This is a genomic window from Streptomonospora sp. PA3 (assembly GCF_009728995.1).
Lineage (GTDB): Bacteria > Actinomycetota > Actinomycetes > Streptosporangiales > Streptosporangiaceae > Streptomonospora.
Genome location: NZ_VTZW01000010.1, coordinates 29,458 through 44,208, shown reverse-complemented (window position 1 = coordinate 44,208; position 14,751 = coordinate 29,458). Strand labels below are relative to the sequence as shown.

Annotated in this window: 15 protein-coding genes; 7 read left to right on the top strand and 8 right to left on the bottom strand. The window is 73.6% G+C overall.

The window, feature by feature from the left end; genetic code table 11:
• Positions 1-18 precede the first annotated feature (18 nt).
• Positions 19-513 (bottom strand): SRPBCC family protein, encoded by a 495-nt coding sequence (locus FZ103_RS12490; protein WP_186356204.1) that lies wholly within the window; start codon positions 511-513, stop codon positions 19-21.
• Positions 514-632: 119 nt separating this feature from the next.
• On the opposite strand from FZ103_RS12490, the gene FZ103_RS12485 reads away from it, so the two are divergent.
• The 3 genes from FZ103_RS12485 to FZ103_RS12475 all read left to right on the top strand — a co-directional run bounded on the left by FZ103_RS12485 (position 633) and on the right by FZ103_RS12475 (position 3,917).
• Positions 633-1,127 (top strand): ferritin-like domain-containing protein, encoded by a 495-nt coding sequence (locus FZ103_RS12485; RefSeq protein ID WP_186356203.1) that lies wholly within the window; start codon positions 633-635, stop codon positions 1,125-1,127.
• Between the two features lie 222 nt (positions 1,128-1,349).
• Positions 1,350-2,309, top strand: a complete 960-nt coding sequence (gene murQ / locus FZ103_RS12480; protein ID WP_156001229.1) for an N-acetylmuramic acid 6-phosphate etherase — start codon at positions 1,350-1,352, stop codon at positions 2,307-2,309.
• Between the two features lie 36 nt (positions 2,310-2,345).
• Entirely contained in the window at positions 2,346-3,917 is a 1,572-nt protein-coding gene (locus FZ103_RS12475; RefSeq protein ID WP_156001226.1) for a PTS transporter subunit EIIC, read from the top strand.
• Positions 3,918-4,012: 95 nt separating this feature from the next.
• Here the strand turns inward: FZ103_RS12475 and FZ103_RS12470 are convergent, their stop codons facing one another.
• Positions 4,013-4,732, bottom strand: a complete 720-nt coding sequence (locus FZ103_RS12470; protein ID WP_156001223.1) for a 5-formyltetrahydrofolate cyclo-ligase — start codon at positions 4,730-4,732, stop codon at positions 4,013-4,015.
• A gap of 203 nt (positions 4,733-4,935) precedes the next feature.
• Between FZ103_RS12470 and FZ103_RS12465 the strand changes: the two genes are divergently transcribed.
• The gene (locus FZ103_RS12465; protein WP_186356202.1) at positions 4,936-5,190 is read left to right on the top strand and encodes a hypothetical protein; all 255 of its coding nucleotides are present in this window, start codon (positions 4,936-4,938) and stop codon (positions 5,188-5,190) included.
• A 15-nt stretch (positions 5,191-5,205) separates the two neighbouring features.
• Here FZ103_RS12465 and FZ103_RS12460 read toward each other — a convergent pair whose 3' ends face one another.
• Positions 5,206-6,705, bottom strand: coding sequence for a serine hydrolase (locus tag FZ103_RS12460; protein ID WP_156001221.1), 1,500 nt, complete (start codon positions 6,703-6,705; stop codon positions 5,206-5,208).
• A gap of 350 nt (positions 6,706-7,055) precedes the next feature.
• On the opposite strand from FZ103_RS12460, the gene FZ103_RS12455 reads away from it, so the two are divergent.
• A complete protein-coding gene (locus FZ103_RS12455) occupies positions 7,056-8,195 on the top strand; it encodes an acyl-CoA desaturase (RefSeq protein ID WP_156001219.1) in 1,140 nt (379 codons plus the stop codon).
• 47 nt (positions 8,196-8,242) lie between these two features.
• Here the strand turns inward: FZ103_RS12455 and FZ103_RS12450 are convergent, their stop codons facing one another.
• Both FZ103_RS12450 and FZ103_RS12445 read right to left on the bottom strand, forming a co-directional pair.
• A complete protein-coding gene (locus FZ103_RS12450) occupies positions 8,243-9,241 on the bottom strand; it encodes a cytochrome d ubiquinol oxidase subunit II (RefSeq protein ID WP_156001217.1) in 999 nt (332 codons plus the stop codon).
• A 9-nt stretch (positions 9,242-9,250) separates the two neighbouring features.
• On the bottom strand, positions 9,251-10,615 hold the full coding sequence (locus FZ103_RS12445) for a cytochrome ubiquinol oxidase subunit I (RefSeq protein ID WP_343233496.1): 1,365 nt from the start codon (positions 10,613-10,615) through the stop codon (positions 9,251-9,253).
• Positions 10,616-10,772: 157 nt separating this feature from the next.
• On the opposite strand from FZ103_RS12445, the gene FZ103_RS12440 reads away from it, so the two are divergent.
• The gene (locus FZ103_RS12440) at positions 10,773-11,309 is read left to right on the top strand and encodes a hypothetical protein (RefSeq protein ID WP_156001215.1); all 537 of its coding nucleotides are present in this window, start codon (positions 10,773-10,775) and stop codon (positions 11,307-11,309) included.
• Between the two features lie 86 nt (positions 11,310-11,395).
• Here FZ103_RS12440 and FZ103_RS12435 read toward each other — a convergent pair whose 3' ends face one another.
• Positions 11,396-12,415 carry an LLM class flavin-dependent oxidoreductase gene (locus FZ103_RS12435; RefSeq protein ID WP_186356201.1) on the bottom strand — a complete coding sequence of 340 codons (1,020 nt, stop codon included), beginning with the start codon at positions 12,413-12,415 and terminating at the stop codon, positions 11,396-11,398.
• Between the two features lie 99 nt (positions 12,416-12,514).
• On the bottom strand, positions 12,515-13,099 hold the full coding sequence (locus FZ103_RS12430) for a helix-turn-helix transcriptional regulator (protein WP_186356200.1): 585 nt from the start codon (positions 13,097-13,099) through the stop codon (positions 12,515-12,517).
• A 122-nt stretch (positions 13,100-13,221) separates the two neighbouring features.
• Here FZ103_RS12430 and FZ103_RS12425 point away from each other — a divergent pair, with 122 nt between their 5' ends.
• A complete protein-coding gene (locus tag FZ103_RS12425) occupies positions 13,222-13,824 on the top strand; it encodes a bifunctional 2-polyprenyl-6-hydroxyphenol methylase/3-demethylubiquinol 3-O-methyltransferase UbiG (RefSeq protein WP_156001211.1) in 603 nt (200 codons plus the stop codon).
• A 141-nt stretch (positions 13,825-13,965) separates the two neighbouring features.
• On the opposite strand, the gene FZ103_RS12420 is transcribed toward FZ103_RS12425, so the two are convergent.
• Positions 13,966-14,640 (bottom strand): pyridoxamine 5'-phosphate oxidase family protein, encoded by a 675-nt coding sequence (locus FZ103_RS12420; RefSeq protein WP_156001209.1) that lies wholly within the window; start codon positions 14,638-14,640, stop codon positions 13,966-13,968.
• Between the last annotated feature and the right edge of the window lie 111 nt (positions 14,641-14,751).

Genomic DNA, 14,751 nt, shown 5'->3' with positions numbered 1-14,751 from the left:
GCATGCCCGGAATCGCCGCTAGACGCTGCCCGCCTGAGCCGCCCGGCCGGGCGGGCCCTCCGTGTAGGCGGCGAGGTTGGCCAGGGAGGAGGCGAGGCCGGCCGCGTGGTCTTCGGCCGAGATGCCGGCGGGCACGTTCTCGGCGCGGATGTCCACCCGGGCTCCGGCGCCGGCGGGGGAGACCTCCCACGTCATGGTCATGGTGCCCGCGTAGGCCGGGTCGTCGGAGACGAAGTCGACGGCCTGCACGACCCTGACGCCGGGAACAAGTTCCAGGAAGCGGGCCTCGACGACGTCGGAGCCCGCGTCGGTCTTGCCCGGTGCGGCGGCGGGGTCCGCATAGGTCAGGACCATCCGGTACCACCCGCCGGGACGGGCGTCGAAGTGCTCGAACCTGCCGCTCATCGACTCGGGCGGCAGCCAGGCGGCGAGCGCGTCGGGATCGACGAGGGCGGCATAGACCCGCTCGGGCGGGGCCGCGATCACCCGGGAGGCGGCATCCGTTCGACTCACGGTTTCATCTTAGTCCGAGGGTGCCCGGCCGGCCCGGCCCTGGCCACCGCGTTCGGATCCCCCCTTCGCGGGTAGGCGTGCCACTCGTCAGAGCACACCGATGATTCGGGGGATCGATCGTGCGCTTGAAGGAACCCAAGGACCTGTGCCTCTACGAGCTCTCGGCCATGTACAACGGCGAGAAGACGATCGTGGAGATGCTCAAGGAGGTGGCCCGGGACATCGACAACGACACGCTGGCCGAGATGATGCGCACCCACCAGCGTGAGACCCAGGAGCAGGCCGAGATCCTGGAGGGGTGCTTCCGGCACCTCGGCGCCGAGCCGCAGGACGTGCCGTGCGGGGTCGTCGACGCCATCCGCACGGAGTACAAGGACTTCACCGCCCAGAAGCCCTCGTCGCAGGTCCTGACGATGTTCGCGCTGGGCGGCGCGCTGAAGACCGAGCACTTCGAGATCGCCACCTACCGCGGACTGATCGACAAGGCCATGGCCATGGGCGACAACGAACTCGCCAACAGCCTCACCACGATCCTCAAGCAGGAGGAGGAGACCGCGAGCAAGCTGGAGCACTTCGCCCACGAGCTCGACACGAAGGTCCTGCAGTCGGCCTGACCCCGGCCGTCCGCCGTTCGCGCCCCCGCGCCGCTGCCCGAATCCGGTACCGCGGCGCGGGGGCGCTGTGGTGTCCGGGACGCGATCGCCGTCGGCGGAGGCCCCGGCCGGTCGGAGGGGCCCGCGCGGAACCGACGAAAGTTTCCTTCTTGACATTCTTTGTCGAGGGTGGGAATTTTCGAGCAGCTCGATGGGCGCACGCGTCGGAAGGGACTGCTTCACTTGGCCGCCACGGAAACCAGCGGAACCGGCAACCCCGTCGACGACCTCCGGACCGACCTGGCCGGGCTGGCGACCGAGGCCCGGCGCAGCGACCTCAGCGGGATCGACCGGATGCCCACCGAGGCCATCGTGCGCGCCATGAACGCCGAGGACCGCACCGTGGCCCCCGCCGTCGGCGCCGCGGCCGCGGCCATCGCCGCCGCCGTGGACGCCATCGCCGCACGGATGGAGCGCGGCGGGCGCCTCATCTACGCCGGAGCCGGTACGGCGGGCCGGCTGGGCGTACTCGACGCATCGGAGTGCCGCCCCACCTTCAACACCGCCCCCGGCCAGGTCGTCGGGCTGATCGCCGGCGGGCCGGCGGCGATCCGCGACGCCGTGGAGAGCGCCGAGGACGACACCCGCGCCGCTGCGGCCGACCTGGAGGAGTTGGGGCTCGTCCCCGAGGACGCGGTGGTGGGCGTCTCCGCTTCGGGCCGCACTCCCTACTCCGTCGCCGCGGTCCGCCACGCCGCCGAACGCGGCGCCCTCACCGTCGGAGTGTCGTCCAACCCCGGATCGCCGCTGGGCGCGGCCGCCGACCACGCCATCGAGGTCGAGACCGGGCCCGAACTGATCGCCGGCTCCACCCGGCTCAAGGCCGGAACCGCCCAGAAGCTCGTGTTGAACACGCTGTCCACCGCCACCATGATCCGCCTGGGCAAGACCTACGGAAACCTGATGGTCGACCTGCGCAGCACGAACGACAAGCTGCGCGCACGCGCCCACCGGATCGTGGAGATGGCCACCGGCGCCCCCGACGACGAGGTGGAGCGGGCCTTGACCGCCGGCTCCGGCGACGTCAAGACCGCCATCCTCACCATCCTCGGCCGAGTCGGAGCCGAGGAAGCCGGCCGCCTGCTCGACGCCAGCGGCGGCCGACTCCGCGAGGCGGTCGAAGCCGCCGCCCGCGGGGACTGAATCCCCCCACCCCCCGAGCCCGGAAGGAAGCTGGCAATGAGCGACTCGGGTGCCACCGGCCACGCGGCCACGGCGCACGACCTCCTCGCGCTCGTCGGCGGCGAGCGCAACGTCACCTCCGTCACCAACTGCATCAGCCGGCTGCGGGTCGGCGTCGCCGACCGCGCGCTGGTCCGCGACCAGGAGATCCGCGACCACCCGAAGGTGCTCGGCGTGGTCGAGGACGAGACCTTCCAGATCGTGCTGGGCCCGGCCGCGGTCTCCAAGATCGCCGAGGAGTTCACCCGGCTCGTCGACACCGAGCGCGCCGCCGCGGGCGGCGCGGGGTCCGGGGCGGGGGAGGGACCGGCCTCGGCCCCGGGCGGCGCGGACACCGACGCCGCCGCCCTGGCCGCCAAAGGCGCCGCGATCCGGGCGGAGAACAAGCGGCGCAACGCCACCCCGTTCAAGCTGTTCCTGCGGCGCATCGCCAACATCTTCGTGCCGCTGATCCCCGCGCTGATCGCCTGCGGCATCCTCGCCGGGGTCACCGGGGTGTTCGCCAACCTCGGCTGGCTGGGGCCCGTACTGCCCGCGCTGGACGCCATCGCCAAGGGCTTCATGTCGCTGATCACGGTGTTCGTGGGCGTCAACGCGGCCAAGGAGTTCGGCGGGACCCCGGTGCTGGGCGGCGCCGTCGCCGCCATCATCCCCTTCGCCGGGGTGGCCGACGTGCAGGCGTTCGGCGTCGAGCTCGCCCCCGGCCAGGGCGGCGTACTGGGCGCGCTGGGTGCGGCGGTGCTGTGCGCCTACGTCGAGCGCTGGACCCGGCGGTGGGTGCCCGGCACCCTGGACATTCTGGTCACCCCCACCGTCGCCGTGCTGGTCTCCGGCCTGGTCACGGTGTACGGGCTGATGTTCCTGGCCGGAGAGGTGTCCGCGGCCATCGGCGTGGCCGCCGACTGGCTGCTCGGGCAGGCCGGGGCGCTGGCGGGGCTGATCCTGGGCGGGCTGTTCCTGCCGCTGGTCATGCTCGGGCTGCACCAGGCCCTGATCCCGATCCACACGACACTGATCGACATCGACGGCTACACCGTGCTGCTTCCGGTGCTGGCGATGGCGGGCGCGGGGCAGGTCGGCGCCGCATTCGCGCTCTACCTGCGCCTCAAGAACAACGAGGGCATCCGCACCACCATCCGCTCGGCGCTGCCCGCCGGCCTGCTGGGGGTGGGCGAGCCGCTGATCTACGGCGTGACGCTGCCGCTGGGCCGCCCCTTCCTGACCGCCTGCGCCGGCGGCGCCGTCGGCGGCGGCTTCCTGGGCCTGGCCAACCAGCTGGGGGTCAGCGCGGGTTCCACGGCGATCGGCCCCTCCGGATGGGCCCTGTTCCCCCTGGTGCAGGGCAACCAGGGAATCGGCGCCGCCGTTCTGGTCTACGGCCTGGGGCTCGTGGTCGGCTACATCGCCGGATTCGTGCTGACCTACTTCTTCGGGCTGAGCCGCCAGGCCGCCGCCGAGCTCAACGCGACGGAGACCATCGCCCCCGACTCTCCGCCCGACGACGACGCCGCGGCCGCGCCCGAACCCGCCGGGGACCTCGCCGAGACCCGCGGCGCGCCGGGGCGCTGAGACCGGACCCGCGGGCGGTCCGCGGCCGGGTGAGCGGGGCCGGCGGCGCGGCCGCCCGCGGGTCCGGTGATCGCCGGCCGGCGGCGCGGCGGCGGTCACAGGGTCCGCAGCGCCGGGACCGCGGCGGCCTTCTCGGGAGTGAGGTGGTCGCGCAGGATGCCGCGCGGACGGCCCGGTGCCGGTGTGCGCAGCACCTCCTCGGGCGTGACGACCACATCGACGCGGAAGTCGTGCCCGGTCTCGGGCAGCGGCCCCTCGACCACCTGCACCGGGTGCACCGTCGTGGCGATCGCGGTGCGCTCGTCCACGAGCCCGGCCTCGGCGAGCAGGCCGAACTCCAGATCCGAGAACCCGCCGCCCTTGCCGACGCGCCGACCGTCGCGGTCCACCGCGACGCTGCCGCACACGATGAGGTCGACGCGCTCCATCTCCGTCAGCGCCACGGGCCGCGCATGCCGGGCCGACCCCTTGATGGATGTGGCCGTGCGCGGCGGCACGTCCAGCCGCTCGGCCTCCAGCAGGAGGAACGGAGCCTCCTCGGCCAGCCGCGGCACCGCCATGTACAGGCGCTTGCCGCCGGCCACCGCACGGGTGCGCACCGGCCACTGCGGGGAGTCGGGGTTGGACTTGACCACCGCGGCCCGCTCCCACTCCGGCAGCCCCGCCAAACGCTCCGCCGCGCGTTCGGCGCCGGTGAAGTTGGGAATCCGCCCCCGAACCCCGGGGAACCGTGCGGCACCGGCGTCCTGGAGCGCCTGCCAGGACTCCTGCCGTACCGCCGCCTTGGCGTCGTCCTCGCCTTCTCGGGCCGCCATGCTCCCAGTCTGCCAAGTGCGGCGCGGGGCGGGACCTCCCCGCGACCGGTGATCGGCGCTGCGGGACGCATCGGGCGGCACCGCATCCGGCGCCGCGAAGGTCGGCGGCACGGTGTCAGGCCGGTCCGGGCGGGTAGCCGTGCCCGTGGCCTCGTGCGGGGATCGGGCGTGCGGGCCGGGAGCCGAGCGGAAGGAGCCCACCGGTGGCGACCGTCAGTGCCGAGCACGTACTCCAGTTGCTGCGTTCCGAGGAGCCCAGCCCCGTCCTGGTCGTCCACCGGGGGCGGGCCGAGGTCGTCGCGGAGTCGGCGCTGGAGGAGTCGGGCTACCGGGGCGCGCTGCGCCTGGCGGGCCGCGACGAGCTGGGGATCGCCGACGAGCCCGAGCAGGTGTCGCGCGAGGACGCCGAAGAGCTGGCGCGCCGGCTGAACAGCGCCGTGGAGGAGATGGGCGGGTGAGGCCGGCCGCCCGGCTCACCCCTGCGGTGGCCCGCACTCGGCGGCGACCCGCCGCAGTGCGCCGATGCGCAGGCAAAACGTCGCCAGGTTCGCCAGTGCCGCGACGAGGCCCCACACACCCAGCGCGGGCCAGACGATCCAGAGCCGCAGGAAGCCGGCGTCCGCCCCGCTCAGGGCCACCAGCGCGGCGAACCCGCACACGAGCGCGAAGGGCAGCAGCCGCGGCGCCAGGCGCGCCGCCGGCCGCAGGCGGGAGCGGCCGCCGAAGCGCCGGGCCCAGGCGCGGGCCCGGACGGCCCTGCGCACCCCCAGTGCCGCGCTCACCGCGGTGAGGGCCGCCAGCAAATAGTCCGCCGCCGCGTTGACGGGCGCCGACGCCGGCGGCGTCCTTCCCTCGACGATGTCCATGATCCCCGCGGCGATGGGATAGGCGGTCTCGACGGGTGCGGTGAAGGTGTTGCTCAGCACCGCCACCCCGTATTCGCCGCGGTGGTAGAGGCCCTGGTAGGCGCTGTAGCCGAACGACGCGCCCCCGTGGGACATGCGCGGGCGGTCGCTGCCCGCCGGCGTGCCGTCGCGCCAGCCGAGCGCGTACCGGCCGCCGGGCGCGGACGGGGTGAGCATCTCCTCGACGGTGGCGGCGGAGGTGAACGGTTCGCCGTCGGCGGTACGGCCGCCGGAGGTGTAGGGCGCGAGCCAGCGGGCCATGTCGGCGGCGGTGGAGGCGACGCCGCCCGCGCCGGCGGCGAAGTCGGCGGGTTCGGGGGCCGGGACGGTGGTGCCGTAGGCGGAGGCGTGACCCGTCTGCAGGCCGCCGATCTCTTCCACCGCCCGGCCGGTGTTCTCGAAGGCCACCGTGTCGTCCATGCCGAGCGGGGTGAACACGGCCGCGTCGAGGTGGTCGCCGAACCGCTCACCGGTGACGGTCTCGACCATGCGCGCCAGCAGCCAGTAGTTGCCGTTGAAATAGCGGTGCTGCACGCCGGGTTCGGCGGCCGGTTCCATGGTCTCCAGGATCGCCACGGCCTCGCGCAGCGACTCCTTGGCCTGCCGGTCGGGGCTGAGGAGCCCTGAAGCCAGGCCCGAGCTGTGGTCCAGGAGGTGGCGCACGGTGATGCGCGCGGCCCGCGGGTCGGTCGGCCGGAATCTGGGCAGATAGCGCCGCACCGGCGCGTCCAGGTCGACCTCGCCCGCCTCGGCCAGGCGCATTACCGCCATCGCCGTCATCGACTTGGCCAGCGAGGCGACCATCATCGGCGTGTCCTCGGTGACCGGGCGGCCGGCGGAGTCGTGTCCGTACCCTGCGGTGTGCAATATCTCACCGCGGCGGACCAGGGCCACCGAAACACCGGCCAGCCCCTGCTCGTCGACGTAGCGCTCGACGAATGCGTCGATCTGGGCGGTATCCGCACCGCCCGGCCGGTCGCCGGCATGTACGGGCCCTTCCGCCGCCGCGCACACCGGCAGCGCCGCGGCGAGCAGGGCGGCGCCTACCGCCGGAATCCAACGTCGCATGGCCGCGAACCTACGGTCGCAGGCCGGGGCAGCACACCTGCCGATCGCCGTGCACGGCACCCCGCTTCCGTACCGTCCCGCTCCGGCGACCCGCGCACGCTCCGGGCTCCTCGCCGCTCGGGGAGGCGCCGCGGCGCGGTCGCGGCGGCGGCGGCGAGCGCGTCGGGGAACCCTCACCCCACCGGGTACGTTGCAGGGGAAGGCACACGGCTGAGTATTGCGGACACACCTGTGGACATCCGCGACGCGGTGCTCCACATTCCAGGTACTCCTGGATCGGCGGAGGTTCAGCAAGCCGCGACCGCGCGACCGCGCGGCCCTATCGACCCCCCTCGACCTGGAGACACCACATGCCCGATGGAACCGTCGACACCTCCGAGCCCGGCGACGGCCTCGGCGCCGCCCACGGCGGACGCACGGACGGCACCCCCGCGCAAACCGAGGCGCACGGTGATGCGCCCCGGGCCCGAACCGACCGCCGAGGCAGCGACTACGCGGTGCTCTCGCGCGAGGTCAAGGCCGCCGGGCTGCTGAAGCGGCGGCCGTTCTCTTACGCGGTGCGGATCTCGGTCACCCTCCTCCTGCTGGCAGCCGGATGGGCCGCGTTCGCGCTGATCGGCCCCTCGTGGTGGCAGCTGCTGACGGCCGCGCTCCTCGGGATCGTGTTCACCCAGACCGCATTCCTCGGACACGACGCCGGCCACCAGCAGATCTCCGGATCCCGGCGCGTCAACGACCTGATCGGCCGGATATTCGGGAACCTGCTGGTCGGGATCAGCTACGGGTGGTGGAACACCAAGCACAACCGCCACCACGCCCACCCCAACCACGTCGACCGCGACCCCGACATCGGCGGCAACGCGCTCGCCTTCACCGCCGACCAGACCCGCGCCCGCAGAGGCGCCGGCGTCTGGCTGGCGCGCAGCCAGGCGTGGCTTTTCTTCCCCATGCTGCTGCTGGAAGGGCTCAACCTGCACGCGGCCGGTGTGCGAGCCCTGTTCGACCGCGGCAGCGCCCCGCGCGGCGTCAAGGCGGCCGAAGCGGTCATGCTCTTCGCGCACCTCGCCGGCTACCTCGCCGCGGTGTTCCTCGTGCTCACGCCGCTGCAGGCGGTGTGCTTCATCGCCGTGCACCAGGGCGTGTTCGGCCTGTACATGGGCTGCTCCTTCGCCCCCAACCACAAGGGCATGCCGATCATCGCCAAGGGCGAGAAGGTCGACTTCCTGCGCCGGCAGGTGCTGACCTCGCGCAACATCCGCGGCGGCCGCTTCACCGACCTCCTTTTGGGCGGGCTGAACTACCAGGTGGAGCACCACCTGTTCCCCTCCATGCCCCGGCCCTCCCTGCCCCGCGTCCAGCCGCTCGTGCGTGCGTTCTGCGCCAGGCACGGCATCGACTACTACGAGACCGGCCTGCTGGACTCCTACGCCCAGGTGCTCCGCCACCTGCACACGGTCGGCGGCCCGCTGCGCCCCGAACTGGAGTACTGAGCGGCCGCGGGCCCACCGGGGCCGGTCGGCGAGCGGCGCAGCGCGCGCTATCCGTCGGCGCGCTGGAACATGGTGTACAGCCACAGCAGCGACGGCACCAGCAGGACCGCGCCGACGGCGAGGGCGCCCAACGCGGCGCCGAGGACCGCGTCGGTGGCGGCCGCCTCCCGCAGCGTGACCCCGGGCAGCAGCCGCGGATACTGGGCCGCGCCCCACCCCCACAGCAGGCCGGCGACGGCCAGGGCGGCGCTGACCCGCACCACCAGGTAGGCCCGGGTCCAGGCCAGCAGGCCCAGCGACACGACGCCCGATCCCACGGACAGCACCAGGAAGGCCAGCGCCGCCCCCGAGGTCAGCTCCGCGAACAGCCGCGGGGCGTCGGCGCGCAGCACGGCCAGTCCGGCGACCGACAGCGCCCCCACGACCACACCCGAGGCCAGGGCGCGGCGGCGGAACGCCGAGACGAGACCGGGCTCGCCCGCGCGCTGGGCGTCGCGGGTGAGGTAGACCGCCGCCAGGTAGGCGGCCGTGCCCACCGCCAGTGCACCGCTGACCAGTGAGGTGGGATTGAGCCAGCCGGCGACCAGATCGCCCGCCGCGATGCCCGGCGGCACCCGGCCCGAGGCGATCGCACCGGCCACCGTACCCAGGAAGAACGGGGTGACCAGCGACGAGAACGCGAACGCGGCGCCGAAGAGCCGCCGCTGCCACAGCTCGGTGCTGGCCTTGCGGAACGCGAACGCCGCTCCGCGGGCGATGATGCCCAGCGCCGCCAGCGTCAGCGGGATGTAGAGCGTGGAGGAGACCGCGGCGAACACCGAGGGAACACCGGTCCAGGCGAGCACGATGACGAAGATCAGCCAGACGTGGTTGGCCTCCCACACGGGACCGATGGAGTGTTCGACCAGGGCCCGCTGGCGGCTGCCGCGCTCGGCTCCTCCGGCCAGCAGGTCCCACACGCCGCCTCCGAAGTCGGCTCCGCCGAAGAGCACGTAGGCGGTCACGCCCAGCCACAGCACGGCCAGCAGGATCTCGGACAGGGGCATGGCGCCTCCCTAGACGACGCCGTAGTCGGTGACATCGCGCTCCTGCGGCGCGACGGGGACCGGTTTCTCCCGGGCCAGGCGGCGCAGCACATAGACCGTCGCCACAGTCAGCACCGCATAGACCGCCGACACCCCGGCGAAGCCGTAGACCAGCCCCGGCGCCGGGTTGACCGCCTCGGAGGTGCGCATCACCCCGTAGACGATCCAGGGCTGGCGCCCGACCTCGGTGACCACCCAGCCCGCCTCCAGTGCCACCACGGCGGCCACCCCCGACAGCGCGGCCGCGCGCAGGAACCACGGCGACCGCGGCAGGTCGCGGCGGCGCCACCAGGCCGCCGCCAGCCACACGGCCAGGGCGAGCAGGGCGAAGCCGAGCCCCACCATGATCTGGAACGCCCAGTGGACCACGTTCACCGGCGGCCTGTCGGCCTCGGGAAACTCTTCCAGGCCGGTGATCTCGGCGCCGGGATCCCAGTGCGCAAGCAGGGACAGGCCGTTGGGGATCTCCAACGAGTAGCGCAGCTCGCCGTCGAGGGCGACGCCGCCCAGATGCAGCGGAACCCCGCGCTCGGTGGCGAAGACGCCTTCCATGGCCGCGAGCTTGGCCGGCTGGTTCTCGGCGACGAAGTGCGCGGCCCAGTCGCCGACCCCGATCTGGACCGGCGTCACCATCGCCGCCACGGTGAAGGGGATCAGGAACCCGAGGCGGTGGTAGCGTTCGCGCCGCCCCCGCAGCATGGCCACCGCGTAGACCCCGGCCATGGTGAACCCGGCGACCATGAAGGCCGCGAGGATCATGTGCACCGTCTGCGGCGGGGTCGCGGGATTGAACATCGCCGCCCACGGGTCGACCGCGACGATGCGTCCGCCCTCGGTGTCGAAGCCGGTCGGCTGCTGCATCCAGGCGTTGGCGGTCACCACGAAGAAGGCGCTGGCAACGCCCGCGACGACGATGGGGATCCCCGAGAGCATGTGCGCGACGGGCGGCAGCCGGTCCCAGGCGTAGAGGTAGACGCCCAGGAAGATCGCCTCGATGAAGAACGCGATGCCCTCAAGCGCGAACGGCAGGCCGATGACCTCGCCGTAGGTGCTCATCAGGCCGGGCCACAGCAGCCCCATCTCGAACGACAGGATGGTCCCCGAGACGGCCCCCACGGCGAAGAGGACGCCCATCGCCTTGGCCCACCGGCGGGCGAGCAGCCGCACGTGCGGATCGCCGGTGCGGTGGCCGCGCCACTCGGCGATCAGGGTGATCGCGGGCATACCCACACCCAGGCACGCCACGATGATGTGCCAGCCCAGGGAGAGCGCCATCTGCATCCGCGCCGCACCCAGATCGGCCTCGTGCACCGCCGCGATGGCATGGGGGTCCACCGCCCACCTCCCCGTGCGGGTCCCGCGTCCACCGGCCGCCCACCCCCTTCCGAGCAGGCGCTACGAGCCGCCCACTGCCCCGGGCGCCGACTTTCACGCACGCCGCCCGCGCACTCGCCGGCGGGTACGCGGGCCCGCCGCGGGTAGTCGCGCGGGCATGTGGCGCAGAGCGGTGATACGGGGGATGGTCGCGGGTGCGGCGGGGGCCGCCGCGATGACCGCCGTCGAGAAGCTGGAGCAGGCCTGGTCCGGGCGCCCGGACTCCCATGTCCCCGGTCTGACGCTGGGCCGACTGGCGGGGCTTCCCGAGCAGTGGGCGCAGCGTTCGCAGGCGGGCAACCTGGCCATGCATGCGGGTCAGGGCGTGCTGCTGGGGGCCTTGCGCGGGGTCATGGCCGCTTCCGGGCTGAGGGGACCGTGGGCGTCGGGCATGTTCTTCGCGGTCCGGCTGACCAACGACCAGGTGCTGGAGAACGCGACCGGTGTGGGCGCCCCGCCGTGGACGTGGCCGCGGGAGGAACTGGCCCTGGATCTCGCGCACAAGGCGGTCTACGCCTTCGTCACCGGTGCCGTGGCCGACAGGCTGGTCGCCCGACTGGGGCTGGGGCCGGGCCGCGTGCACGCCGCCGCGCGGCCCGGCCGGCGCTCCGACGCGGGCCCGCCGCCACGCGGTGCGGGGCTGCGTCCGGGCTGAATGCCGCGGGCCGTGCCACCGCCCCCGAAAACCGGCCGGTGCCCGGGTCCCCGGCGCCTCCGGCGCCGGGGACCCGGGCATGCGTGTCAGCGCCAGCCCAGGCCGGGGGCGACGTAGCGCAGCAGGCTGTCGAGGATGTGGGCGTTGTAATCCACGCCCAGCTGGTTGGGGACGGTGAGCAGGAGCGTGTCGGCGGCGGCGACGGCCTCGTCCTGCGCCAGGTCCTCGATGAGCTTGTCCGGTTCGGCGGCGTAGGTCTTGCCGAACCGGGCGAGGCCGTCGTCGAGGTGGCCGACCTGGTCGGTGCTGGCGGCCTGCCGGCCGAACAGCTGGTGGTCCACGCTGCTCACCAGCGGGAAGATGCTGCGGCTTACCGAGACGCGGGGCTCGTGGGGGTGGCCGGCGGCGTTCCAGGCGTCCTTGAAGAGCCGGATCTGCTCGGCCTGCAGCTGGTGGAACGGCACCCCGGCCTCTTCGGTGAGCAGCGTCGAGCTCATCAGGTGCATCCCCTGCTCGCCCGCCCACTGGGCCGTTGCGCGGGTGCCGGCGCCCCACCAGATCCGCTCGCGCAGTCCCGGGGAGTGCGGCTCGATCCGCAGCAGCCCGGGCGGGTTGGGGAACATCGGCTGCGGGTTCGGCTCGGCGAAGCCTTCCCCCCGGAGCACGTCGAGCAGCTTCGCCGTGTGCTCCCGGGCCATGTCGGCGTCGGTCGAGCCCTCGGCCGGGTGGTGGCCGAAGTACTCGTAGCCCTTGACGACCTGCTCCGGCGAGCCGCGGCTGATCCCGAGTTGCAGGCGCCCGCCGGCGATCAGATCCGCGGCGCCGGCGGTCTCGGCCATGTAGAGCGGGTTCTCGTAGCGCATGTCGATGACGCCGGTGCCGATCTCGATCCGGCTCGTCCGCGCCCCGATCGCGGACAGCAGCGGAAAGGGGGACGCCAGCTGCCGGGCGAAGTGGTGCACCCGGAAATAGGCGCCGTCGGCGCCGACCTCCTCGGCGGCGACCGCCAGCTCGATCGACTGCAGCAGCGCGTCGGAGGCCGATTGCACCAGCGAGCGCGGTGAGGGCGTCCAGTGGCCGAAAGACAGGAATCCGATCTTCTTCACAGCCTCGTCAACACTGCTGTCGGCCTGGTATTCCGGACCGGCGCGGCGGCGCCCGCCCCGCCACGCCCGTCGGCGGCGCGGACCGCGGGGAGCGGTGGATCAGGAAGGCCGGTACCGGGCTCGGATGTGGAACCGCTCGCCCTGGGGGCCGAGGATGCTCAAGAACTCGACCGGCCGCGGCTCGGCGTTGCCGAACCAGTGCGGGAGATGGGTGTCGAACTCGGCGACCTCGCCGACGGAGAGGACGATGTCCCGATCGCCGAGAACCAGGCGCAGGCGTCCGCTGAGGACGTAGAGCCAGTGGTAGCCCTCGTGGGAGCGGGGATCGGGGTCCGGGTCGTCCGGGCCGGCCGGGAGGATCTGCTTGAACGCCTGCAGCCCGCCGGGGTTGCGGGAAAGCGGGACGACGGTCATGCCGTTGCGGGTGAACGGCCGGGGGTACACCCGGGGATCGCCGCTGGCCGGGGCGCCGACGAGGTCGTCCAGCGGCAGCTGATAGGCCCTCGCCAGGGGCAGCAGCAGTTCCAGCCCGGGTTTGCGGTGGCCGGACTCCAGGCGGGAGAGCGTGCTGACCGGGATGCCGGTGGTCTCCGACAGTGCCGCCAGCGTGGCTCCGCTACGCCGCCGCAACTCGCGCAACCGCGGGCCGATCGCCCCGAGAACGGCCTCGAACTCCTCGCTCACCCCTCGACTATGCCCCCGTTTTTGCGGTTTGCGCAAAGAGCTTTGTCATCCGCTCCCCGGCAAGGGCAGGTTGTGTCCGAGTCGGCCGCGGCGGCCGACCGGACTCCACCGAGGCGAGGACCATGGACGCACAGTACTGGGACGAGAAGTACGCCGGCCGCGACCGGCTGTTCAGCGGCGCCCCCAACGGGGTGCTCGTCACCGAAGCCGCCGACCTGCCGCCCGGGCAGGCGCTGGACGTGGGATGCGGTGAAGGCGCCGACGCGGTCTGGCTGGCCCGGCGCGGCTGGCTGGTCACCGCGGTCGACATCTCCCGGACCGCGCTGCAGCGCGCCGCCGCCGCAGGCGCCGACGTCGCCGACCGCGTCGCCTGGAGGCGCGCCGACCTGACCGCCGTGCCGCCGCCGGCCGGTGCGTTCGACCTGGTTTCCGTCCAGTACTTCCCGCTGCCGCGCCGGCCCGCCGACACCGCGCTGCGCGGCCTGCTGGCCGCCGTGGCTCCCGGCGGCACGCTGCTGGTCGCGAGCCACGACCCGGCGGAACTGCCGCCGCGCCACGAGCTCGGCATCGACCCGAACGACTACTACCAGCCCGCCGACATAGCCGGGGTGCTCGGCGAGGAGTGGAGGGTCCTGGTCGAGGAGACCCGCCCGCGGACGGCTCCCGCGCCGGCGGGCACCCGCCACACCCGCGACACCGTCCTGCGAGCCCGGCGCCTGCGCTGAGGCTCGGCTCGCCCACGGTTCAGGCGGGCAGCCACAGGTCCGGGCCGAAGACCTCAGAGCGGATCGAACGCGCGGGCCGGCGCTTGACGCGCCGCCGCTTGGGCGCCCTCCGGCGGCACGTCCGGCGCCTGGTCGTGTCGCCTAACTCCTCTCGCCGCGGCCGGTGACGCGGCGGCCCGTGATCCGGTCGGCTGCGATGCGGACCCAGGCTTCGCGGTCGCCGCCGGCCCACGGGCGCAGGGGATGGCGTTCGCGCAGGGCGGCCAGTTCGTCCGCGTCCTCGATGAGACGGGCGCGGCCGGTCACGAGCACGCTCCAGCCCTCGCTCATGGTCCCGTCGAGCCGGTCGACCTGGAAGCTCATCGGCCCGGACGCGTGCCGGGCGACGATCCCCTCGGCGCCGGTGCGGAAGACCACCGCGGCGCCACTGAGGGCGTAGTTGACCGGAAGGACGAGCGGGGCCGCGCCGTCGGCCTCGGTGAACGCGGCGCGGCCGACTCCAGCGGGCCGGATCAGCTCCCAGCACTCCTCGGCCGTCAGCACGCTGAGCGGGGGATCGGGCGCCGCTGTGGCGGAGCCCCCGGGCTGCGCTTGGGTGTCGGCACCAAGCAGCCGGTCGGAGGTGGTGTGCAGCGCCTGCGCCAGGCGGTAGAGCGCTTCCCGGCTGAAACTCGCGGGATGCTCCTCCAGATACTCCACATAGCCCGGATCCATGGCGGCGCGCTCGGCCAGTTCGGCCCGCGTCAGTCCCAGCTCCGACCGGCGGTGCGCGACGCGGCGCCCCATGTCGCCGCCGTCGGTGGTGTGTGCGTTCATCGCCCCACCCTCTGTGTCCGTCGTTCGTGCAGCTCACTCGTGTCTCCACCGCATAGTCGCACCCGTGGCGGCGGTGGGCCAGAGTCGGTGCGGCCCGCGGCGGGAGTCGGA